This is a genomic window from Kribbella albertanoniae, from assembly GCF_004348455.1.
GTDB lineage: Bacteria > Actinomycetota > Actinomycetes > Propionibacteriales > Kribbellaceae > Kribbella > Kribbella albertanoniae.
This window is the reverse complement of record NZ_SMKA01000012.1, coordinates 57,094-80,021: the sequence shown is the minus strand read 5'-3', so window position 1 is coordinate 80,021 and position 22,928 is coordinate 57,094. Positions and strand designations below refer to the sequence as shown.

Annotated in this window: 19 protein-coding genes; 6 read left to right on the top strand and 13 right to left on the bottom strand. The window is 69.5% G+C overall.

Going from position 1 to position 22,928, the window contains the following annotated elements:
* On the bottom strand, window positions 1–1,222 hold a 1,222-nt coding region (locus E1261_RS05685; RefSeq protein WP_132402923.1), incomplete at its 3' end, for a sialidase family protein.
* Between the two features lie 78 nt (window positions 1,223–1,300).
* On the bottom strand, window positions 1,301–2,005 hold the full coding sequence (locus E1261_RS05680; RefSeq protein ID WP_202874324.1) for a FadR/GntR family transcriptional regulator: 705 nt from the start codon (window positions 2,003–2,005) through the stop codon (window positions 1,301–1,303).
* A 187-nt stretch (window positions 2,006–2,192) separates the two neighbouring features.
* Between E1261_RS05680 and E1261_RS05675 the strand changes: the two genes are divergently transcribed.
* From E1261_RS05675 to E1261_RS05650, 6 genes are all read left to right on the top strand, one after another.
* On the top strand, window positions 2,193–3,812 hold the full coding sequence (locus E1261_RS05675; protein WP_238176021.1) for an ABC transporter substrate-binding protein: 1,620 nt from the start codon (window positions 2,193–2,195) through the stop codon (window positions 3,810–3,812).
* An 11-nt stretch (window positions 3,813–3,823) separates the two neighbouring features.
* Window positions 3,824–4,783, top strand: coding sequence for an ABC transporter permease (locus tag E1261_RS05670; protein WP_132402919.1), 960 nt, complete (start codon window positions 3,824–3,826; stop codon window positions 4,781–4,783).
* Window positions 4,783–6,738, top strand: a complete 1,956-nt coding sequence (locus E1261_RS05665; protein WP_132402917.1) for a dipeptide/oligopeptide/nickel ABC transporter permease/ATP-binding protein — start codon at window positions 4,783–4,785, stop codon at window positions 6,736–6,738. The genes E1261_RS05670 and E1261_RS05665 overlap by 1 nt, the downstream gene beginning before the upstream one ends.
* Complete coding sequence (locus tag E1261_RS05660; protein WP_132402915.1) at window positions 6,735–7,754, top strand: oligopeptide/dipeptide ABC transporter ATP-binding protein; 1,020 nt, start codon at window positions 6,735–6,737, stop codon at window positions 7,752–7,754. The genes E1261_RS05665 and E1261_RS05660 overlap by 4 nt, the downstream gene beginning before the upstream one ends.
* Window positions 7,751–8,680 (top strand): dihydrodipicolinate synthase family protein, encoded by a 930-nt coding sequence (locus E1261_RS05655; RefSeq protein ID WP_132402913.1) that lies wholly within the window; start codon window positions 7,751–7,753, stop codon window positions 8,678–8,680. Before E1261_RS05660 ends, E1261_RS05655 begins: the two co-directional genes overlap by 4 nt.
* A gap of 227 nt (window positions 8,681–8,907) precedes the next feature.
* A complete protein-coding gene (locus E1261_RS05650; protein WP_132402911.1) occupies window positions 8,908–10,002 on the top strand; it encodes an ATP-grasp domain-containing protein in 1,095 nt (364 codons plus the stop codon).
* A gap of 17 nt (window positions 10,003–10,019) precedes the next feature.
* On the opposite strand, the gene E1261_RS05645 is transcribed toward E1261_RS05650, so the two are convergent.
* The 11 genes from E1261_RS05645 to E1261_RS05595 all read right to left on the bottom strand — a co-directional run bounded on the left by E1261_RS05645 (window position 10,020) and on the right by E1261_RS05595 (window position 22,906).
* Window positions 10,020–11,510: an alpha/beta hydrolase family protein gene (locus tag E1261_RS05645; protein WP_132402908.1), complete on the bottom strand. Its 1,491-nt coding sequence runs from the start codon at window positions 11,508–11,510 to the stop codon at window positions 10,020–10,022.
* Window positions 11,507–11,695 (bottom strand): hypothetical protein, encoded by a 189-nt coding sequence (locus E1261_RS05640; RefSeq protein WP_238176020.1) that lies wholly within the window; start codon window positions 11,693–11,695, stop codon window positions 11,507–11,509. The genes E1261_RS05645 and E1261_RS05640 overlap by 4 nt, the downstream gene beginning before the upstream one ends.
* A gap of 169 nt (window positions 11,696–11,864) precedes the next feature.
* Complete coding sequence (locus E1261_RS05635; protein ID WP_132402902.1) at window positions 11,865–12,500, bottom strand: TetR/AcrR family transcriptional regulator; 636 nt, start codon at window positions 12,498–12,500, stop codon at window positions 11,865–11,867.
* Between the two features lie 84 nt (window positions 12,501–12,584).
* Window positions 12,585–13,547 (bottom strand): ACP S-malonyltransferase, encoded by a 963-nt coding sequence (gene fabD / locus E1261_RS05630; RefSeq protein ID WP_132402899.1) that lies wholly within the window; start codon window positions 13,545–13,547, stop codon window positions 12,585–12,587.
* Window positions 13,544–14,902: an acetyl-CoA carboxylase biotin carboxylase subunit gene (gene accC / locus E1261_RS05625; RefSeq protein ID WP_132402896.1), complete on the bottom strand. Its 1,359-nt coding sequence runs from the start codon at window positions 14,900–14,902 to the stop codon at window positions 13,544–13,546. Before accC ends, fabD begins: the two co-directional genes overlap by 4 nt.
* 29 nt (window positions 14,903–14,931) lie before the next feature.
* Window positions 14,932–15,417, bottom strand: a complete 486-nt coding sequence (locus tag E1261_RS05620; RefSeq protein WP_165952384.1) for an acetyl-CoA carboxylase biotin carboxyl carrier protein — start codon at window positions 15,415–15,417, stop codon at window positions 14,932–14,934.
* Complete coding sequence (locus E1261_RS05615; RefSeq protein ID WP_132402890.1) at window positions 15,414–17,114, bottom strand: acetyl-CoA carboxylase carboxyltransferase subunit alpha; 1,701 nt, start codon at window positions 17,112–17,114, stop codon at window positions 15,414–15,416. Before E1261_RS05615 ends, E1261_RS05620 begins: the two co-directional genes overlap by 4 nt.
* Window positions 17,111–18,688, bottom strand: coding sequence for a phytoene desaturase family protein (locus tag E1261_RS05610; RefSeq protein ID WP_165952383.1), 1,578 nt, complete (start codon window positions 18,686–18,688; stop codon window positions 17,111–17,113). The genes E1261_RS05615 and E1261_RS05610 overlap by 4 nt, the downstream gene beginning before the upstream one ends.
* Window positions 18,685–19,785 carry a 3-oxoacyl-ACP synthase III family protein gene (locus tag E1261_RS05605; protein WP_132402884.1) on the bottom strand — a complete coding sequence of 367 codons (1,101 nt, stop codon included), beginning with the start codon at window positions 19,783–19,785 and terminating at the stop codon, window positions 18,685–18,687. The genes E1261_RS05610 and E1261_RS05605 overlap by 4 nt, the downstream gene beginning before the upstream one ends.
* The gene (locus E1261_RS05600) at window positions 19,782–20,555 is read right to left on the bottom strand and encodes an SDR family NAD(P)-dependent oxidoreductase (protein ID WP_132402881.1); all 774 of its coding nucleotides are present in this window, start codon (window positions 20,553–20,555) and stop codon (window positions 19,782–19,784) included. Before E1261_RS05600 ends, E1261_RS05605 begins: the two co-directional genes overlap by 4 nt.
* Window positions 20,555–22,906, bottom strand: coding sequence for a beta-ketoacyl-[acyl-carrier-protein] synthase family protein (locus E1261_RS05595; RefSeq protein ID WP_165952382.1), 2,352 nt, complete (start codon window positions 22,904–22,906; stop codon window positions 20,555–20,557). Before E1261_RS05595 ends, E1261_RS05600 begins: the two co-directional genes overlap by 1 nt.
* Window positions 22,907–22,928 lie beyond the last annotated feature (22 nt).

Sequence of the window (22,928 nt, the reverse complement as noted above, 5' to 3'; positions counted from 1 at the left end):
GGCCAGGGATGCCCGGGGGAGTGCCGTTCGGTGTCGCGAGGTAGGCCTCGTTGAATCGCGCGTACCGAATCGACTCGTACGGCGTCGCGACGCCCGCCTCGTAGAGCAGGGCGGCCTGGTCGCCTTCGAGCCGGACCAGGTCGGAGTACGCCGTCGGTCCCCAGTAGAAGACTTTGCCCTGCTGCCAGGCGTCCCAGGTGCGCGCTTCGTCGTACGACGATCGGATCGCCATCACCTCGCGAGCCGCCGGGTGGGCCGGCGCGGAGAACAGAATGCGGTTACGCCGATCGCCGTCGTTGCGGGCGCTGAAGCGGAGCAGAGATCCTTGTACGTCGGGCATGGCGAGCCGGGGCAGAGTCCGGAACGGGCGATCGAACGACTCGCCGCCGTCGCTGCTGATCGCGTACGCGCGGCTGCCCGGGTCGGTACCGCGTTCTCGAGCCAGCGAATAGATCCGGCCGTCCGCCAGTTCGACCACGGTGACCTCCTGGGCGATCACCGTGCCGTCGTCGCGTGAGGTGGTCGCGCCGATGTGCCAGGTCTGGCCGGAGTCGTCGCTGTAGAGCAGATGGGTGCCGTAGACGTGCGCGCCGACGCCGTCGTACGACTCGAAGCTGGCACCGACGATCAGACGCCCCGCGTGTCGACCGTGTTGGAGCTGGATGCCGTGCATCGGTCCGGTGGCGTACCAGAAGTTCCAGCTCGGGAGCTTTCCTTCGGTCATCTCTCGCGGCGCTGTCCAGGTCGCGCCGGAGTCGTCGCTGGTCTGCACGTAGGGGTCGCGGTCGCAGCCGTTCGTACATGGGGCCGCGCCGTTGTGAGTCGTCACCAGGACGATCCGGCCGGTCCGGTCGTCCACTATCGGCACCGGGTTGCCATGGGTGCTTCCGCTTCCCTCGGACACCACCTGCAGCGGCCCCCACGTCTTGCCGCCATCGGTCGATCTACGCAGTACGACGTCGATGTCGCCGTCGTCACCGCAGTCGGCGACTCGGCCCTCGGCGAACGCCAGCACGGTGCCGCTGGCCGTCCGGACGATCGCCGGGATCCGGAAGCAGGCGTACCCGTCCGTGCGCTGCTGGAACAAGGGTGCGTCCTCGACGAAAGGTGCGGCGGGCGTCACCGCCGATTGCGTTGCCTGGGCAGGAGCGATGGACGCGAGCAGTGCCCCGACGGCGAGCAGTGCGGGTGCCGCGACGCGGCCTGGGCGGAACTTGCGCATGGGACTCTCCCTGGGCTGGAGATAGGACGTGGGATGTCTGGCGTCAAGCTAGCGGACCTGTCGTGGTTCGCCAAGAGGTCAGGGGACCCGCGGACTGCGATAAGGGCCGGTGCCGAGGCGGTCGCGGACCTCGCTGAAGTGTGCGTGCACGGCCTGCTCGGCCTGTTCGGCGTCGCCGGAGGCGATCGCGTCAACCACCCGCTGATGCCGCGCCGCGGTCTCCGCGGGGGAGGCGATGAAGGTTTCCACTTCGGTCTCGACGGCGCGGTAGACGTCCCAGAACAGGCCGACCAGCTCGCGGGCCAGCGGGACCCCCGCGTCGTTGCAGATGTGCTCGTGGAACTCGCGGTCCGCGGTGGCCGCGTCCTCGCCCTCGACGCGCATCCGGTCGACGCAGCCGGACAGTTTCTGCCGCAGTTCGGTGCTGTCGGTGCCGGCGGCCCGGCGGGTGAGCTCGGTCTCCAGGATCTCCCGGATCTCGAGCAGCTCACTCAGCCGTTCGACGCTGCTGCCGGACGACCTGGTCCGGAACAGCAGCCAGGGGTGCAGCGCTGCCGAGCTGGCTGAGCCGACGAAGGTGCCGTAGCCATGCCGGATCTCGACGATCCCGTGTGCTTGCAAGGCTTTGAGTGACTCGCGGACCGAGTTGCGGCTGACCTGGAAGTCCGCCATCAGCACGTTCTCGGTCGGTAGTGGGGCGCCGGGTTGCAGGTTGCGCTCGATGATCAGGTCGGCGATCGCGTTGGCGAGCTCGTCACTGCGTTTCGGCCGCGTCAGTGCCACAACGCACTCCCAGTCTTCCGCTCCTGCATGGCCCCACATCCTATGTCCGAGGTCAGCCGGCTCCCGGGCTTGACCGGCCGGGGACAGTCTCCTAAGGTCGGCGCTCATAGGACGTAGGATGTGGGATGACTTGGTGCAGCCTACCTCCTGCAACCGCTCCGTCACACCCCCTGTTGCTGGAGGCATCGTGAACGAATTCGCAGGACCCGGTTTCGACCGCCGGTCGTTCCTGAAGTACTCCGGCGTGCTGGGCGCAGCCGCGACGATCACTGGTGGATTGTCGGCCTGTTCCGGTGGCCCGGCCTCGACCGGAGCCGTCGGCGCGAACAGCGACACCGACCTGGTCACCGCGGTGATCGGCTACGGGAACAACCAGAGCTGGGATCCGACCCTGAGTGCCTCCGCGTTCACGATGGCGGCGATGCAGCACATCTACGAGGGTCTCCTCGACACCGACCCGCTCACCCGCCAGCCGTACGCGGCGCTGGCCACCGAGGTGCCGGCCGACCTCAACGCGACCTCCTGGAAGTTCACCCTGCGGGACGGGGCGAAGTGGCACGACGGTCAGCCGGTCACCGCCGACGACGTCGTCTTCACCTTCCAGCGGATCCTCGACCCGAAGCTGAAGGTGCTGACCTACAACTTCTTCGCGAGCTGGCTCAAAGAGGTCAAGAAGGTCGACGAGAAGTCCGTCGAGCTGGTCCTGAACTTCCCGTTCCCCGACGGTGCGCCCCGGCTGACGATCGCGAAGATCATGCCCAAGCACGTCTTCGACCAGCCCGGTGCCTGGGACCTGGCCAAGAACGGCAAGGCGGTCGGGTCCGGTCCCTACAAGCAGGTCTCGCACCAGCCGAAGTCGAACACCACCTTCGAGGCGTTCGCGGACTACAACGGCCCGCGGCCGGCAGCGTTCAAGAAGATGAACTGGCTGAGCATCGTCGACGCCTCAGCCCGGGTGGCGAAGATCTCCGGTGCCAGTGCGGAGGCGCAGATCTCCGACAACATCCCGTACGCCAACATCGAGCAGCTGAAGAGCTCGGGCCTCACGGTCGAGGGTGGCAAGGGGATGAACCATCTGTTCCTGATGTTCAACACCGCGAACAAGCCGTTCGACGACGTCCGGGTCCGGCAGGCGCTGTTCACCGCGATCGACACCAACAAGCTGATCGAGGTCGCGCTCAAGGGCCGGGGCAAGGCGAGTACGTCGTTCCTGAACGAGGACAACCCCGCCTACGCCAAGGCGAAGACCGTCTACAGCTACGACCCGGTGAAGGCGAAGGCTCTGCTGGCCGAGGCCGGCGTGACGGACCTGACGATCAACCTGCTCGCGGTGAACCTGAGCTGGATCGTCGACTGCCTGCCGACCATTGCCGCCTCGTGGAACGCGATCGGCGTGAAGACCACGCTGCAGCCGCAGGACACCGCCGCGGTGTTCACCAAGATGGACCAGAACGCCGACTACCAGGTCGTCGCGGCGGCGTCGAACCCGAACCAGTTCGGTGCCGACGCGGACCTGATCCTGCGCTACAACTACACCCAGGGCGGGTCGTGGATGAAGTACACGCGCTGGGAGAACAGCGCCGGCGCCAAGGCGATCTTCGCCAAGATGGACCAGGCGGTCCGGGCGACCGACGCGGACACCAGGACCAAGCTGACCCACGAGTACCTCGACCTGGTCGCCGAGCAGGCGGTGCTGTATCCGGTCGTCCATACCGAGCTGATGACGGCCTGGAACGGCAAGAAGCTGAGCGGTGTCAAGGCGCAGCCCTATCCGGGGATCAACCTGCTGCAGACCAAGCGAGCCTGAGGTAACCGACTGTGGCCGTCATTGTCCGGATGCTGGTTCGCCGGCTGCTTTTGCTGATCCCGTTGCTGCTCGGCATCATCGCGTTCGTCTTCCTGGTGATGCGGTTCTCGAACAACGATCCCGCGGTCGCCTACTTCCAGGGCGCGAACCCGACCGAGGAGCAGTTGCACATGTTCCGACAGGAGAACGGCCTGCTGGATCCGCTGCCGCTCCGGTACGTGCACTTCGTCGGCGACCTGCTGCACGGTGACCTGGGCACCAGCGTGCTCACGAGGGCGTCGGTGCTCCAATCGATCACGACGGCGATGCCGTTGACGTTCCAGCTCACCCTGCTGGGACTGCTGATCGCCTTGGTCCTCGCCTTGCTGCTCGGGGTCACCGCGGCGATCTTCCGGGACCGCTGGCCGGACCAGGCGATCCGTCTGGTCTCGCTGATCGGTGTCGCCGCGCCGTCGTTCTGGCTCGCGCTGCTGATGATCCAGTACGCCGCTGTCGAGCGCGGCTGGTTTCCGCCGAGCGGCTACGTGAATCCGGCCGACGGGCTCGGCCCCTGGCTGCGGACGATGACGTTGCCGGCGCTCGCGCTGTCGCTGCCGGTGGCCGCTCAGCTGACCAGAATCATCCGTACGTCGGTTGTCGAGGAACTGGACAAGGACTACGTCCGGACGGCGATCGGCAGCGGCCTGCCGCCGGTCGTAGTGGTGGGACGTAACGTCCTGCGCAACGCACTGATCAACCCGCTCACCGTGCTCGGCCTGAGGATCGGCTACCTGCTGGGCGGGGCTGTCGTGATCGAGCAGATCTTCACCCTGCCGGGGATGGGCACGCTGATGATCAACGCCGTCCGCGACGGTGATCCGGCAGTGGTGCAAGGCGTCGTACTGACGATCGCGATCGGCTTCGTGGTGGTCAACCTGGTGGTCGACGTGCTCTACCTGCTGGTCAATCCGCGACTGAGGAGCGCTGCCTGATGCGTGCACGCCTGGCCCGGCAGTTGTCCCGCCCCGGGATCAACTTCAGGCGGCTCCCACTGCCTGCCTGGATCGCTGTCGCCGTACTGGCAGTGGTCATCCTGGCTGCGGTGTTCGCTCCGCTGCTGACGCCGTACGACATCTTGACTCAGGAAGACGTCGGCGGTGGGCCTTCGGGCGCGCACTGGTTCGGGTTGGACAGTGCGAACCGCGACATCTTCACCCGCCTGGTGTACGGCGCTCGCTGGTCGCTGATGATCGGCCTCGGCGCGACGGCGCTCGCGCTGACCGCGGGCGCGATCATCGGAGCTGTCGCGGCCACCTCGCGCAAGGCGGTCGACGAGACCGTGATGCGGATCCTCGACATCGTGATGGCGTTCCCCGGGATCGCGCTGGCTGCCGTACTGGTCGCGGTGTTCGGCGGGTCGATCCCGGTGCTCGTCTTCGCGATCGCCTTCCTGTACACGCCTCCGGTGGCCAGGGTGGTCCGTGCCAACGTGCTCGCGCAGTACGGCGAGGACTACGTGGTCGCGGAGAAGATCATCGGCGCCCGTACGCCGCACATCCTGATCAGGCACGTGGCGATCAACTGCGCCGCTCCGGTGCTGGTGTTCTGCACGGTGATGGTTGCCGACGCCATCGTTTTCGAGGCGTCGCTGTCCTTCATCGGAGCAGGCGTCCGGCCACCGGAGCCTTCCTGGGGCTCAGTGATTGCCGACGGCAAGAATATGGTGCTGCTGGGTGGATGGTGGGCAACGGTGTTCCCGGGGCTGCTGATCCTGATCACCGTGCTGGCGCTGAACATCCTGTCCGAGGGCGTGTCCGATGCGTGGGCGGCGCCGGGCGGGCGGCGGGTGGAGACTAAGAAGCAGGACGCGTTGGAGACTGCGCAGCCGGGCTCGGGCGAGCTGGTCGAGCTGCCAGGTCTGGACCTGGCGGCGGCCCGGCTGCGGGAACGAGCGCGGCCGTTGCCGGACGGAGAACCGGTGTTGTCCGTGCAGCAGTTGGCGATCGGCTTCGAAGGCCGGCACGACGGGGTGGACATCGTCGACGGGATCAGCTTCGACGTACGTCCCGGTGAGGTGCTCGGGCTGGTCGGTGAGTCCGGATGTGGCAAGTCACTGACCGCGCTCACCGTGATGGGGCTGGAGCCGCGCGGCGCGAGGGTCCGTGGCCGGATCCGGTTCGACGGCAAAGATCTGCTGAGCCTCGGGCGGTCCGAACGGCGGCGGCTGCTCGGCCACGACATGGCGATGATCTACCAGGACGCGTTGTCCTCCCTGAACCCCGCGATGACGATCAAGGCACAGCTGAAGCAGGTGGTGCGCCGTGGCGGACGGCGTTCTCCGACAGAGCTGCTGGAACTGGTCGGTCTGGATCCCGAACGGACCCTGAGCAGTTACCCGCATGAGCTTTCCGGTGGTCAACGTCAGCGAGTGCTGATCGCCATGGCGCTGTCTCGTGAGCCCAAGCTCATCGTCGCCGACGAGCCGACCACGGCACTCGACGTCACCGTGCAGGCCCAGGTGATCCAGTTGCTGCTGCGCCTGCGAGCCGAGCTCGGCTTCGCCTTGATCCTGGTGTCGCACGACCTGGCGCTGGTCGCGGACGTCACCGACAGAGTGGTCGTGATGTACGGCGGCCAGATCGTCGAGACCGGTGTCACGGCCGACCTGGTCGGCGAACCGGCGCACCACTACGCCCGTGGTCTGCTCGGCTCGGTCCTGTCCCTGGAGTCCGGCGCAGCCCGGCTGACCCAGATCCGCGGTGTGGTGCCGTCACCGGCCGACTTCCCGGCCGGTTGCCGATTCGCTGACCGGTGCCCGATGGTTACCGATCTCTGTCGGACCACCGCTCCTGAGCTCACTGGGCAGGCCGGACACCTGGTGGCCTGTCATCACCCGGCGCTCGCACTCGTCGTACCGGAGCCGTTGGAGAAGGAGGCACTGCGATGACGGAGCCTGTGCTCGAACTGTCCGGCGTGCACGTCGTCCACCGGGCTCGGTCCGGCGGTCTCTTCCGCAAGGATCGCGTCTACGCGCTGACCGGGGCCGACCTCGCCATCGCAGCCGGTGAGACCGTCGGAGTGGTCGGTGAATCCGGCTGCGGGAAATCCACCCTGGCCAAGGTATTGGTCGGCGTACAACAACCAACCGCTGGTACGGCGTCCTTCCGCGGCCAGGACATTTGGTCGATGAAACCGGCCGAACGCCGGCACGCGATCGGCACCGGGACCGGGATGATCTTCCAGGACCCGTCGACCGCGCTGAACCGCCGGCTGCCGGTGCGCCGGGTACTGCGCGATCCACTCGATGTGCACCAGCGCGGAACCGTTGCTCAGCGCAACGAACGGGTCCGGGAGCTGATGGCGCTGGTCGGCCTGCCCCGCAGCGTCACCGACGCCCTGCCGGGCCAGTTGTCCGGTGGCCAGCGGCAACGGGTGGCGATCGCGCGGGCCCTTGCACTCGAGCCGTCGCTGCTGGTTGCCGACGAACCGACGAGTGCTCTCGATGTCTCGGTCCGGGCGCAGATCCTCAACCTGCTGCTGGACCTCAAGGAACGCCTGGGGTTGTCGCTCGTCTTCGTCTCGCACGACATCCAGACCGTACGGCGGATGAGTGATCGCGTGATCACCATGTATCTCGGCCGGATCGTCGAGGAAGCACCAGCCGTCGGGATCGCCCAGCAGGCGCGGCACCCGTATACCCGGGCGCTCTTCTCCGCGACTCCCGGCCTCATCTCCCCGATCGATCCAATCCCACTGACCGGGCCGGTGCCATCAGCGACCCGGCCGCCGAGCGGTTGCCCGTTCCGGACCCGCTGCTGGAAGGCCGACGACACCTGCGCCGGGTCGATGCCGGAGTTCGAGTCCGATGCCGCCGATCCGGCGCACCGCTTCCGCTGCTACCACCCGGTCGTGGAGCGCGAGTCCACCGACGACCTGATCACCCAAGCATTGGAGCGTTCATGACCTTGCCGTCTCGCCTGACCGGTGTCATCCCACCCGTCTGTACGCCGTTGACGCCGGATCACGAGGTCGACACAGCCTCCCTGACGGCGCTGGTCGACCACCTGATCGACGGTGGCGTGAGCGGACTGTTCGTGCTCGGTTCCACCTCCGAGGTGGCGTACCTGCCGGACGGTCACCGCAAGGTGGTGCTCGACACCGTGGTCGGCCATGTGGCCGGCCGGTTGCCGGTGCTGGCAGGCGTGATCGACACGGCGACGCTGCGGGTGATCGACCACGTCCGGACGGCGGTTGCGGCCGGCGTGGACGGCATCGTCGTGACCGCACCCTTCTACACCCGCACGCATCCGGCGGAGATCGACAAGCACTTCCGGATGGTCGCGGCGGCCGCGGGACTGCCGGTGTTCGCGTACGACCTGCCGGTATCGGTCCACTCCAAGGTCGGTGCGGACCTGGTGCTACAGCTCGCGGCGGACGGCGTACTGGCTGGTTTGAAGGACTCCAGCGGCGACGAGGGCAACCTGCGCAACGTCATCCTGGGCGCGCGCGACCTCACCGCCTTCAGCATCCTCACCGGCTCCGAACTGACCGTCGACAACGCCCTGTGGATGGGAGCCGACGGAGTCGTCCCAGGACTCGGCAACGTCGACCCGCACGGCTACGTGAAGCTCTTCAAGCACGCCGCAGCCGGCGAGTGGGAGGCCGCGCGCACCGAGCAGGAACGCCTGGTGCGCCTCTTCGAACTGATCGGCGTCGGCGATCCGGCCCGAATGGGCCCGAGCTCCTCCGCCCTCGGAGCCTTCAAAGCAGCCCTCCAGCTGCGCGGCGTCATCGAGAACGCCATGATGGCGCCACCCCAGATCCCCTTGAACACCGACGAGATCGCCCAAGTCGAAAAGCACCTGATCACCGCGAACCTGCTGGCCTGACCGCCGGCTCGGGAAACGTGAGACAGTGGGCGTATCCGCTCGCCCGGAGTGGACGCTGCCTCATCTTTGGCGCGTTTCACCGCTCCCGGTCATTTCGCACCACCCCACAAGGGAGATTTCCCATTACAGCTGCTGCGCTCACGCCGATCCTGGCCGCCCCTCGCACCCTTACCGACATTTACGGCCCTGGAATCGCTGTGTGTGCACGTCCTGCTCAGGAGCCGGGGGTGCCGTCGAGCAGGCACCGCAACACTCGCGATGTGCTGTCCGCGCGTCCGCTCGCCATCGCCGCCGATACCCCTGTCATTACCAGCGCGGGTGGCACTGAACCGAACCTGCTGGCGGCTCTGCGCGATGGTGGCCTGCCGGTTGGCACGGATCCGCGCGAGTTCCGCACCGAGGCGGAGTTTGCCGTCCGGGTCACCGAAGCCCTCAGCGACGGCCTGCTCATGTCCATGGAGTACCCGCAGCCCACGGCCCTGTACCCGGACGAACGCTCCGTGAAGAGTGCTGAGCTCGTCGGCTACCTCAACAACAAAGCCAGCATCAGCACCTTCGTCGACCCGCGCTTCCAGGCCCGCCGGCAGATCGTCACCATCGACGAGCTCGCCGAAGCCACCCCCGCCGAGAAGTCCTGGGTGCTCAAAGCGGCCACCAACGCCGCGCACGGCGCCAGCCTGGATGTCTATCTGCACCGGGCAAGGGACCTGGTGATCCTGCCCGCGTTCACCGACATCCTCACCGAGGTGGTCGTCGAGGAATACCTGGACATCCACCGCAACTGGGGCGTCCAGCTCTACGTCGCCGCCGACGGCCGGGCCCGCCTGCTCGCTGTGACCGACCAGCGCATCGACGCCGACGGCGTCTACACCGGCGGCCGCTTCGGGCTCGTCGTCCCGCTGCCCGCCGACCTGCTGACCGAATGCCTGGCGATCGCCCAGCGCGCCGCTGATGTCGGCTACCGCGGCATGTGCAGCCTCGACTGCGCCCAGACCTCCGACGGCAGACTCGTCATGCTCGACCTCAACTTCCGCATCACCAGTGGGTCCATCCCGCTGCTGGCGCTGCACACCATCCGCCCCGACGCCCTGGACAGTCCGTCGGAGTCGACGAAACTCACCACGTCCGCACCCATCGCCGCCCTGCTGGCCGAGCTACGGCCCGCGCTGCAGCACGGAGGGCTCATCGTCACCGGCGGCCACGACACCCGCCGTACCGACAACACGATCAACCAGGCCACGCTGCACCTGATCGTCTTCGGTGACGATCAGGACGACGTCACCACCCGCCGCACCAAGCTCGAATCCACGTACAACCGCTGACGCGGACACGGTCTTGCTCACCAGCTGAACTCGAAGATGCCCCAGTAGGCGACGCTGAGGATCATGAGCGCCGCCACCGTCCCGTACGACGCGAGCAGCACGTGTTGTGCGCCCTGGGGCGCCCAGCCGCGCCGACGGGCAGCCAGCAGCTTCGCGACGGCCACCACCCCGGCCACCACGGCCAGTAGAGCGGCTACCCGCACCACGCCCCAACCGACCTGAAAGAGCAGAGCGCCGCCGTTGCGCGTGTAGCCCAGACCGAGCGTCATGATGACGTAGACCCACATGACGGCGTACGCAGCGATGCCCGCCCGCATCGCCCGCCTGCTGCTCCTCAGCACGGATACGCCGTCGCCGGCACCGGCCGGCAGTCGCCGACGCACAACGAGCGGCACGACCAATGCACCAAGGACAGCCAGTACTACGGTCGCGATCAGCCCCGGTGTGCCGCCGTACCAGGGTGTGCGTGGCACTGTCGTCGTCGCGTACCGCTGGACCGGCAGCGCGCCGGCTACCGGTGTGGCGGCCGCGGCCGAGTCGGGCAGACCGGTGATCCAGTCGGTCACGGTGCGTACGTAGCCGGGGGCGAAATCCCCGTCCCGGCGCCCGACGTGGTCGGCTCCGTCGAGGAACCGTACGGCGTGCGCTGTGTTGCCGCCACGCCGCAGGTCGTCGACGATCTGGCGGGAACTCTCGGTCGGCGGGACGAGAAAGTCGTTCGTCCCGTAGATGACCAGCGCGGGTTGCTTGACGTCGGCCCAGACCCCGGTGGGTGGATCCAGATGCAGGGTGAACAGGTGCCCGCCACCGAGGATGCGCACCGCCAGCCGGCCTGCGCCGGCCGGAGCTCCGGCTTCGGCGAGTCCCTCGTAGACCGACCAGGCGGTGTTGCGCAGCGGGCCGCGGATCGCGCCGCCGACCGTGACGACGAAGGCGACACCGGAATCACGCGAGGCCGCGAGCGGAACGACGCGGCCGCCCTCGCTGAGACCCCACAGCCCGGCTCGCTTGGGGTCGACGTCGGACCGCTGCCGCAGCACCGCGACGACGGCGCTCGCATCCTCGGCCAGTTGGTCGAAGTCGCGGTTGTCGAAGTAGGAGTAGTCCGACCGCTTGTCGTAGGCAACTGCGACGATGCCGGCCCGGGCGAATCGCTCGGCCATGCCGTAGAACGACGACCGGTCACCAGCGCCCGCGCCATGCACGAACGCGACGGCGGGATACCGGCCCGGTGCGTCCGGGGAGAACACTGTGGCTGCCAACTGGTCAGCACGGACGGGAACCGAGATCTCCTCCCGGACCACCGCGCGCTCGCCGCCGGCTGGCGCCAACTCGGTGTCGATAGGTGGTGGCGGCCGGTCGGTCAGCGGCGGCGCGACGTACGGCTCCGGGCGCCAGTCCTGCGCCGGCCCCAGCAGCGGCCCGGCCAGGCTGAGTAGGACAACACCCACGACGGCCGACGCCAGGACCGCCAGCACCAGCCGTGCGGAGGGTGCCGCCGTGCTCACCGTTGCGCCGCGGCGTCGCGCCGCGACGAACGAGACAGGAGCGCCCGGAAAGCGGCCTGCTTCCACATGAACAGACCAGTCAGCACAGCGACCGGGACCACCACGAACATCAAGGCCGGGCGCATGCCGTCGGTGACGTGGGCGGGCGCATAGACATAGGTTCCCAGCACCAATGCGACGGCCACATGAATCATTCGCAACAAAACCCGCGACCTACGCGGCGACAATCGCATGACGGACCCCCATTTTATTTAATGTAATGACGACAAACATTAGGTTGGTGACATAGCGGAGTCAAGCACTCGTTCGAAGGGCGGACGCGCTCCCGGCAGCAGCCGGGGCGATGACCGGGGACTACGCCTCGGTGCTGCCGGCGAGCCCGGAGAGCAGGGTCCGGAGCGTGCTCTCGATGTCCGTGGCCGTGTCGGTCCCGAACGTCGCCATACCGTCGATGCGCAGGATCGCGACCCCGTGGGCCAGCGCCCAGGCGGCCCGCTTCGCGGTGCGGACGTCGACGGCGAGCCGTCCGGCCCGGCCGGCCTGCTCGAGCGTCTGTTCCAGCAGGTGCAGGGCTCCCAGCCCGGCAGCGGACGCCGGCAGCCGTTCCTCGACCGAGAACATCAACCTGAACAGCTTCGGCTCGCGGATCGCGAAATCGACGTACTCCAGACCCAGTGCGATCACCTGGTCCAGCGGGTCGTCCCAGGCGGTGAGGTCGACGGACTTCATTGCCACCCGCAACTGCTCGAACCCGCTCTCGGCGACGCAGGCCAGCAGCTCCTCGCGGCTCTCGAAATGCCGGTACGGAGCGGCCCCCGTCACACCGGCGGCACGGGCGGCCTCGGCCAGCGTGAACCGGTGCGCCCCGCGGACGCGCACCAGCGCCACGGCGCTCTCGATGAGCGCCGAGCGCAGGTTGCCGTGGTGATATCCGGCCTTCGCCAAAAGCGACCGGTCGGTGACCACTTGCGGAGAACGACGAGAGGCCATCGCTGGTTATTGTATGCCCGCTCGAACCGAGTAGACCACTGAGGCGCGCAGGGTCGCCGCACGGCGTCACCGGCGCCCTGGACGTCATGTCGACAGCACCGGGCTCAGATCCGCCACCAGCCGATCGACCCGCCGGGCGTCGGAGGCCGAATGACAGCCGATGTCCGGGTGGCTGCGCTTGCACAGCCCGGTCAGAACGCGACCCGGACCCACCTCGACGAACGCGTCGAGCCCGTGACCGGCGATGGTGTCCAGGCTCTGCCGCCAGCGCACCGGGCCGGCCAGTTGCGCCCGCAGAGCCGCCCGCGCTTGCGCGCCGGACGTCACAGTTCTCCCCGTCGCGTTCGCCACCACGGGAATCCGCGGCGTTGAGAACTCGGTGGCGGCCAGATCGGCCGCGAACTCCTTCTCGACACCGCGCATCAGTGAGCAGTGGAAGGGCGCACCCACACCGAGCTTCGTGACCTGTACGTCGGCGAGCCCGGAGCGCTGGGCCCGCTCGGTCAGCGCCGCCACACCTGCGACCGTGCCGGACACCACGGTCTGGGTGTCTGCGTTGTAGTTGGCAACCTCGACCAGCAGGTCACCGCCGTCGCCGACCTCGGCGCACCAGGCCTCGACGTCCGAGGCCGGCGGACCGATCACCGCCGCCATGGCGCCCGGGGTCCCGGCGTTCACTGCCGCCATCAACTGACCGCGTCGGCGGACCAGCCGCAGTGCGCTCACCCAGTCCAGCGCCCCGGCTGCTACCAGGGCCGTGTACTCGCCGAGGCTGTGGCCGGCCACAACCACCGGGAGTGGGAGCCGCTGGACCAGCACGCTGTGGGCGGCGAGGCTCGCGACGAAGATGGCCGGCTGGGTCACGTCGGTACGGCGCAACACGTCCTCCGGACCCTCCCAGCAGACCCGGGCGAGGTCGAAGCCGAGCACGTCGCTCGCGGCCGCGAACAACGGCCGCACGAGCTGGGGATGGCGTTCGGCCAGGTCGCGGCCCATGCCGATGCGTTGCGACCCCTGGCCGGGGTACAGGTAGGCGGTGCGGATCATGTCAGCTCCTCGGGAGGGTGGCGGGTGAGGAAGTCGGTGTGCGCGTCGCCGGAGCGGAACTCCGGGTGGGCGAGAACGTTGCGCTGGAAGTCGATCGTCGTGCGGACGCCCGGGCCGGCCACGCCGAACTCGTCCAGGGCCCGGTCGGCCCGGGCCAGGGCGAGCTCGCGGGTCGGTGCCCACACGATCAGCTTGGCGATCATCGAGTCGTAGTACGGCGGGATGCGGTCGCCCTGCCGGCAGGCGGTGTCGATCCTGGTCCAGGGTCCGCCCGGCGGATCGAACACCTCCAGCAGCCCGGGCGTGGGCGCGAAGTCACGCGCCGGATCCTCGGCGTTGATGCGGCATTCCACGGCATGACCGGTGATCCGGACGTCGTCCTGGCCGAACGAGAGCGGTAGCCCGGCAGCGACCCGGATCTGCTCGGCGACGATGTCGATGCCGGTGACCAGCTCGGTGACCGGGTGCTCGACCTGGATCCGGGCGTTCATCTCCATGAACCAGAAATCGCCGCTGTCCTCGAGCAGGAACTCCATCGTCCCGGCGCCGCGGTATCCGACGGCGCGGGCACCGGCCAGCGCTGCCTCGCCCAGCCGCTCCCGCAACAGCGGTGTGACGCCGGGTGATGGCGCCTCCTCGACGAGTTTCTGGTGCCGTCGCTGCACCGAACAGTCCCGCTCACCGAGGTGTACGGCGTTGCCGTGGTCGTCGCAGAGCACCTGGACCTCGACGTGCCGGGCCCGTTCGAGGTAGCGCTCGAGATAGACGTCACGGTTGCGGAAGACGGCTTGGGCCGTCGCCCGGGTCTGCTGGTACGACCGGCGCAGTTCCTCCGGACGGTGTACGACGGTGATCCCGCGGCCGCCGCCCCCGGCCGACGCCTTGATGATCACGGGGTAGCCGATCTTCTCCGCGATCTCGCGCGCCTCGTCGAACGTGTGCACCGGGTCGACGGTGCCGGGCAGCAGCGGCAGCCCGGCGTCGGTCATCGCCTGCCGGGCCAACGCCTTGTCCCCGACGGACTCCATCACCTTCGGCGGCGGACCGATGAACGTGATGCCGTGGTCGGCGCAGATCTCGGCGAAGTAGGGATCCTCGGACAGGAACCCGTAGCCCGGGTGGATGGCGTCCGCACCGGTCTTGACCGCGGCGCCGATGATGTTCGGCACGTTCAGATAGCTGGCGGCGGCCGGCGCCGGACCGACCCGGACCGCTTCGTCCGCGAGCCGGACCACCATGCTGTTCTCGTCGGCGTCGGAGTAGACGGCGACCGTCGCGACACCGAGCTCGCGACACGCGCGCGCCACCCGGACGGCGATCTCGCCCCGGTTGGCGATCAGGATCTTCGTGAACACCCGGCCATCCCTCCTCTGGGCCGCACCGGTCAGTTGCCGTCGGCAACGGCGAGGTCGACGAGGATCTCGCCGAACTCGACCATCTGCCCGTCGGTGGGGTGAATCGCGACCACGCGCCCGGCCCGGTCGCTCTTGATCTCGTTCATCAGCTTCATCGCCTCGACGATCCCCAGTGTCTGGCCGGCCTCGATGACGTCGTCGACCTGCACGAATGCGTCCGCTTCCGGTGCCGGGCGCCGGTAGAACGTCCCGACCAGTGGTGCCCGGACACCGTGGTGCTCCGGTCCGTCCTGCGGTGCGGGTGCGGTGATGGTGACACCATTAGCGTTGCCCTCGGCAACGGTCGACGTTGCGGCCACCGGCGCGGGAAGTTCCACCCGCACGGAGCAGTCGCCGGCGGTGAGCTCCACCACCCGGACCGCCCCAGCCGCTCCGCCGAGCAGTGCCGTCGCCTCCGCCCGCAAGTGGCTGACCAGCTGCTGGCGTACGTCGCCGGGCAGTTCGGGGCCGCTCAAGCCGCACCTGCCCGGTATCGCTCGGCATCAGCGCCGAGCCGGCCGTACGCGTCGAACCGGGCGTAGCGCTGATCCCGGAGATCTGCGCCGGACCGGGTCGACAGCTCTGCCAGGGTGGCCGCGATCGCGTCGCCGACCCGGTCCACCGTCGCCGCAGGATCGGCGTGTGCGCCGCCCGCCGGTTCCAGCACGACCTCGTCGATGATGCCGAGCTCGAGCAGGTCAGGAGCGGTGAGCCGGAGAGCGGCGGCTGCATCGGCTGCCCGGGTGGCGCTGCCCCACAGAATGGTCGAGCAGCCCTCCGGCGAGATCACCGAGTAGTAGCTGTACTCGAGCATCAGCACCCGGTTGGCGACCGCGAGTGCCAGCGCGCCGCCGCTGCCGCCTTCGCCGGTCAGGACGCTCACCACCGGGACCCGCAGCCGCGACATGGCCGCGATGCACTCGGCGATGACCGAGCCCTGGCCGCGCTCCTCGGCCTGCAGACCGGGGTAGGCGCCCGCGGTATCCACGAACGTCACCACCGGCAGTCCGAAGCGCTCGGCGTGCCGCATCAGCCGCATCGCCTTGCGGTAGCCCTCAGGGTGCGGCATGCCGAAGTTGCGCCGTACCATCTCGGCGGTGTCGTGCCCCTTCTGGTGGCCGATCACGACAACGCTGCGACCGGCCATCCTGGCGACACCGCCGACGATGGCCGGGTCGTCACCGGACACCCGGTCGCCGTGCAGCTCCACGAACTCGTCGCTGAGCCGATGGATGTAGTCGAGCGTGGTCGGCCGGTCGATGTTTCGCGCCCGGCCCACGACCTCCCACGGATCGGCCGACGGCCCGGGCTGCCGGCGCCTCGGCTCGTCGTGCCGGGCCGGCGGGGGAGCCGGTGACTCGGCAAGGCGATGCAGACGCAGCAGACCGGCCAGGCTCTCCCGCACGCTCTCGCGAGGAACCACCAGGTCGACCAGGCCGCGCTCGAACAGGAACTCGGCAGTCTGGAATCCCGGCGGCAGTTCCTCGCGGATCGTCTGCCGGATCACCTGTGGGCCGGCGAAGCCGACCAGGCTGCCCGGTTCGACGAGGATCACGTCGCCGAGCGAGGAGAAGGACGCGGTCGCCCCGCCGAAGGTCGGGTGGGTGTTGAGGTTGATCACCAGTACGCCGGCCTCGCGGAGCCGGGCAATCTCCTGCGCGGTCCGGGCCAGCTGCATCAACGACAGGCAACCCTCCTGCATGCGCGCGCCGCCGGACGCGGAGATGATCAGCAACGGCGTGCTGGTGGCACCGGCCCGCCGGGCCGCATCGACGAGGACGTCGCCGACCACGGTGCCCACGCTGCCGCCCATGAACGCGAAGTCCAGCGCCGCCACCACGATCGGGCTGCCCCCGATGGTCGCCGTACCGGCCGCGATGGCGTCCGGCCTGCCGGTCTTACGCTGCGCCGCGGCCAGCCGCTGGGGGTACGGCTTGGAGTCGGTGAAGCCGAGCGGGTCGCCCGGGGCCGGGACCTCGCCGAGCGGGTGGAACGAGTTCCGGTCCAGCAGCAGGTCCAGCCGCTCGTCCAGCGACAGCCGCAGGTGATGCCGGCAGTCCGGGCAGACCTTGGCATACCGGTCGAGCCGTTTGACATAGAGGTACGACGAGCAGTTCGGGCACCTCGTCCAGGCCTCGTCGTCGTCAGTACGACTGGTGGTCATCTCGGTCATGGTCTTGCTCCCTGCGGCTGAGCGACGGACGTGGCGCGCGGATACGGCCGGACCGGGCCGGTGCGATCCCGGAACGAGCGCGGCAACGTCGTACCGACCTCGTTGCCCAGCTCGGCGAGGACCAGTTTGGAGACGGTGAAGCCGGACGACACCGCCCGGAAGGACGAGCAACCGGACTCGGTCCAGTGACCCGACAGGTAGAGACCGTCGATCGGGGTCGTCTGCGCCAGCCGCTTGTTGGCGAACTGGTTCGGCGTGTTCTCCCAGCCGTACGTCGCGCCCTGGTAGGCCCGGGTGAAGCGGTGCATCGTCTCGGGTGTGCCGACCTCGCGATAGGTCAGTCGGCCGGAGAACTCCGGGATGACGGCGTCGAACAACCGGACCAGCGCGTCGCCGGCCTCCTCCTTGAGCTCGCTCCACGGCCGGTCCAGCCGCCACGGCGCCATCACGTTGAGGATCGCCAGGTGCTCCCCGGCCGGGGCCAGGCTCGGGTCCAGCAGCGTCGTGTTCGACATCCACGCCGAGGCCGGGCGGCCGGCCAGCACGTCGTGCCAGTTGTCGTCGTGGTCGATGTGCGGGTGCACGAACGTCTCGTGCGCGATGCCGAGTTCGGCCAGGTCGATGTCGGTGGCCGCGAAGACCGTGAGCACCGAGAGCGACGGCTTCATCCGGTTCAGCCGCTTGAGGTAGGGGTCCGGGACGTTGCCGTCGCCGACGAGGTCGTGCATGGTGTGCCGGACGTCGGCGTTGGAGATGACGACCCGTGCGGTGATCTCGGCGCCGGCCTCGGTCCGGATGCCGGTGGCCCGGCCGTCCTCGGTCGTGATCGCCGCCACCGGAGTCCCGGCCAGGATCGTGCCACCGCTGGTCCGGACGACGGACGCGAACGCGTCGACCATGCGCTGGTACGAGCCGAGCGGATAGCGCGGTCCCTCCAGATGGGTGTCGAGCATCTGGATGAAGTTGAGGAAGGACAGCCGGGACGGCGGCGAGCCGATGAACGGCCAGGCGGCGCCGGCCAGCGCCCGGACCCGCGGACTCGGCACGTGGTCGGCGAAGACGTCGCCGACGGTGGCCATGCGGTAGCGGGAGAACATCGGCCGCGCCGCCATCAGGTCCGCGAGTTCACGGGGGTCGATCCGGTACGGCAGCCACGCCATCTCGTCGAGCGTCGTACGGCACACGTCGAGGAATCCACGCAGCTCGGCCGCCTCACCGGGGGAGAGCAGCGCCGCGTTGGCCTCGGTGAACGGCTCCCAGCCGGTGGGTGCCACGAGGTTCAGCCCGTCCGGGAAGACCGCGCCGTACACGTGCGGCGATTCCACGTACGGGACGTCAGCGTCGACGCCGAGATACTCCAGGAAGTTCCAGACGATCTCGCCCGCGCTGGTGCCGTGCACAGCCGGGTCGAAGACGTAGTCGCCGCGGACGAAGGCGTGCGCCACGCCGCCGATACCCTCGCTCTGCTCGCAGACGAGGACGTGTTCCCCGCTGTGCGCCAGCAGGGCCGCGGCCGACAGCCCGCCGAGGCCGCTGCCGACGACGATCACGTCGTAGTCGTGCGTCCGGTTCATGTCAGTTCCTCCGTCGATGTCGGGTGCTGCCAGTCGATGAGCACGCCGGCATGCACCCATTTGCTGCTCTCGATGCCGACCAGCAGGACCCGCTGCCCGGGCTGCAGCTGCCCGGCGCGGGCGGCGTCGTCGAGACACACCAGCGGCCCGGCGCAACCGAGGGCGCCACGGCGCGCGAGGCTGTCGACGAACTCGCCGGTGATCTTGGTCCACTCGTCACGCTCGACCGCGCCCTCGGCCATGGCCTCGCGCATCCAGCCGGACGTGCCCTCCGGTACGACGCAGACGTCGACCTCTTCGGGCCCGACGCCACTGGCCGCCAGCGTCTCGCCGATGGCGTCGGCCACCAGCGCGGGTGCGAAGTGCCCGGCGGCGACGACGTCGACCTTCAGGCTGACCAACCGCTTGGCCGTCAGCTGCTCGTGGATCGGCGCATGCGTGCCGCCGCCGATCACCTGGATGCCCGGCGGACGGCCCGGCCCGATGGCACCGGTCGCGCCACCGACCAGGCCGCCGGCTGCGCCGGCCTCGGCGCGCACCACGACGGCACCGGCGCCGTCGCCGAACATGTACACCGGGATGCGGTCACGGATGCGGACCTTGCCCGGCGGAACACCTAGGAAGATCGGTGCCAGTGCCGGCGAGGTCGTCTCGCTCCCGATCACCAGCGCGGTTCGGTGCTTCCCGGTCTCGAGCAGCAGCCGTACCAGTTCGAGGGCCTGCACCGTGCCCGCGCCGCCGGAGCGCAGCTCGTAGGTGGCACAGGTACCGATACCGAGCTCGTCCTGGACGAGGTTGACGGTCGGCGGGAGCAGGTACTCCGGCGTCGCGGTCGCCAGGACCAGCAGGTCGACGTCGGCCGGGTCGACGCCGGCATCGACGAGCGCGGCCCGGCCCGCCGCGGCCGCCAGCCCGGAGTTCCGGTCCTGGTGGCTGCCGGTCTCCGGGTCGATGATCCAGTGCCGCGCGGAGATGGCGATGTCCTCGGCCACCTCCGGTGGCAGCGGCCCGACGAGCCGCTCGATGACGTCGTTCCCGATCGGCTCGCCCGGCAGGTAGCTGCCGGTCCCGGTGACGACGGCCCTGATCGCGGTCACCACTTCGGCCGCCCGAGCCCGAGGCCGGCCATACCGCCACCGTCGATGTTCAGCAGCACCCCGGTCATGTACTCCGACTCCGGACCGGAGAGGAAGCGGATGGCGGACGCCACCTGCTCCACGGTCGCGAAGTCGCGCATCGGGATCTGTCGCTTGAGGTTCTTGGCCACCTCGCCGGACGAGAGCGCGGCCACCAGATCGGTGGGCGCGAACCCCGGCAGGACCGCGTTGACCCGGATGCTGAACCGGGCCAGTTCGATCGCGGCGCTCCGGGTGAACGCGTCGACCGCACCCTTGGACGCGGCGTAGTTCGACTCGCCGGTCCAGCCGCGCTCACCCATCACCGACGAGACGTTGACGATGACACCGTCGCGCGTCTTCATGAAGTGGTCGAGCACAGCCTTCGTGCAGTTGAAGACGCCGCCGAAGTTCACCTTCATGACGTCGAGCCAGTCCTCCGGAGCCATGTGGTAGATCAGGCTGTCCTTCGACACTCCGGCGTTGTTGACCAGGATGTGCAGGTCGCCGAAGGTCTCGAGCACCTCCGCCATCAGCGCGGTGGCTTGTTCGTGGTCGGAGACGTCGGCCTGGAAGGCCGCCGCCCGCCCGCCGGCCGCCTCGATGCGCGCCACCACCTCGAGCGCTTCGTCCTTGCCGGTGCGGTAGTTGACTGCGACCTGCGCTCCGTCGGCGGCCAGCGCCAGCGCCGTGGCACGGCCGATGCCGCGCGAGGCGCCGGTGACGACCGCCACCCGATCGTCGAGTTTCATCAGACACCTTCCTGGTTGTCACCGGGGCATGGACGGAACACGAGCGACATCGCGGTGCCGCCCAGGGACGTGGCGTGGACCAGTGCGGCCCCGCCAGACGGATCACCGGCCAGCTCCGCAACGGCGAGAGCGGCGGACAGTGCGCCGCCGGGGCCGACCGGCTCGCCGAGGATGACCTTCGGTGTCCGTAGCGCCGGCAGTTCGCCGCCGAACACCCGGCCGAGGCCGGCCCGCTCGCCGCGGTCGGCGGGCTCCAACCCCGCTGCGGCAGGCCACAGCCGGGTGATGTCGGCGGGCGCCGTACCGGCATCGCGCAGTGCCTGGGTGATTGCCCGCGCACTGGCGTCGCCGTCGAGGTCCCAGGACACACCGCCCGCCCGGACCCGGCTCGCCGAGCCGTAGCCGGCCAGCTCGGCCAGCGGTCGGCGGCCACGTCGCCGGGCCGTCTCCCGTCGTTCGAGAATGATCGCGACAGAGGTGTCGGTGATCGCGAACCGGCGGTCCCCAGGTGTCAGCGACAACACACCGAGGTCCCGGTAGGCACGGACCACGAGGTCGTCGATCAGGTCGACGGCCAGGCAGACGATCGTGTCGGCCCGGCCGGTGCGGACCAGCTCGTAGCCGTAGGCCAGGGCTGCGGCACCCGACGCGTGCCCGGCCGAGACCGTGGAGGTCGGACCGTACAGACCGAGCTGCTGCGCCACCTGCCCGGCCGCCTGGTTGTAGACCGTGCTGGGGAAGACGGCCGGATCGGCACCGGACGCACCGTCGGCCAGGACGCCCCGGGTGAACCGGGCCATCGACTCGACCGGCCCGGCCGAGGTGCCGAGGATGACACCGATTCCGGCGCGCTCGGTGGCGTCTTCGTAACCGGCCTCGGCCAGCGCCTTCGCCGCGGTCACGACGGCCGTGACCGTCATCCGGTCCATCCGGCGGCGGGCCTTGCGGCTCAGATAGGGCTCCGGGTCGACCGTCATGGTCGCAGCCCGGCCCTGCGGATCGGCGGGGATGGGAATCCCTGCGTCCAGGGCCGCCAGGGCCGCCGCGACACTGTCACCGAACGGCCCCAGCAGCGCCTGCCCCGTGACCACCACGTCGTCGAGGGTCGGCACGGGCGGACGGCGCTCGTCGTCGGAGCGCAGCAGCACCAGGCTTGCGTTGGAACCACCGAACGCGAAGTTGTTGGACATGGCGACCCTGGTGTCGAGCGGCCGGGCGTCCAGCGGGACGTAGTCCAGGTCGCAAGCCGGGTCAGGCCCGAGGTACGAGGCGGTCGGCGGCGCCGTCTGCTGCTCCAGCGCCCGCACGGTAACGACGGCCTCGGCCGCGCCGGCCGCGCCGAGCAGATGCCCGATCACCGACTTGGTGCTGCTGACCAGTACGTCGGCGGCAGCCGGACCGAGGGCGGTGCGAATGGCGAGCGTCTCGGCCGGGTCGTTCTTGTCCGTGCCGGTTCCGTGCCCGTTGACGTAGCCGACCTCAGCTGCCGCCACGCCCGCGGTCCGCAGTGCCGTCGCCATCGCCTGGGCTGCGCCGGAGCCGTCGGGACGCGGCGCCGTCGGATGGTAGCCGTCGCCCGACAACCCGTAGCCGCCAAGCCAGGCCAGTACGTCGTCCTGGTCGGCGAGGTCCTCGCGGACCAGGACCAGGAACGCGGCGCCTTCGCCCAGCGACAAGCCGCTCCGCCCCTGGGAATACGGCCGGGCGGGCTCCGCCGACAGCGCCTCCAACGAGTGGAAGCCGGCGAAGAGCACGTCCGACAAGGCGTCCGCGCCGCCGGCCAGGACGAGGTCGGCCTGGCCGGACCTGATCAGATCGGCGGCCCAGCCGATGGCGTTGGCGCCCGATGCGCACGCCGTGTTGACCGAGACGACAGGGCCACCGAAACCGAAGGCTCCGGCCAACGCCTCCGCTGCGGCCTGCGGCGTCGACATCGGCGCCAGGGCTGGTGCCGGCCGTTCGCCACGGTCCACCGCGGCCAGCCACTCGCGGCCGGAGAGCAGGCCTGCGTTGCAGGTGCCGTAGACCACGCCGCAACGGTCGGCACCGGCCCGCCTGATCGCGGGGCCGGCAGCGGCCACGGCCTCGTCGGCGGCCCGCAACGCCAGTTCCACAACGCGATCGCGGTACCCGCCGGGTTGTGGGAAGTGGTGGGGCGACTCGAGCGGCGCGTCGACCTCACCGCCCAACTTCGTCCGTACGCCGGTCAGGTCCACGCGCTGGACAGGCCGGATCCCCACCCGGCCGCTCCGCGCACCGGTCCAGAGCGCGTCGGCGTCGTCGCCGAGCGCCGTCACCGCTCCGACAGCACGTACCGCCACACGGACGGTCGATCCGTTCTCCTGGCTCATCGTTCGCTCCTGTCCATACACG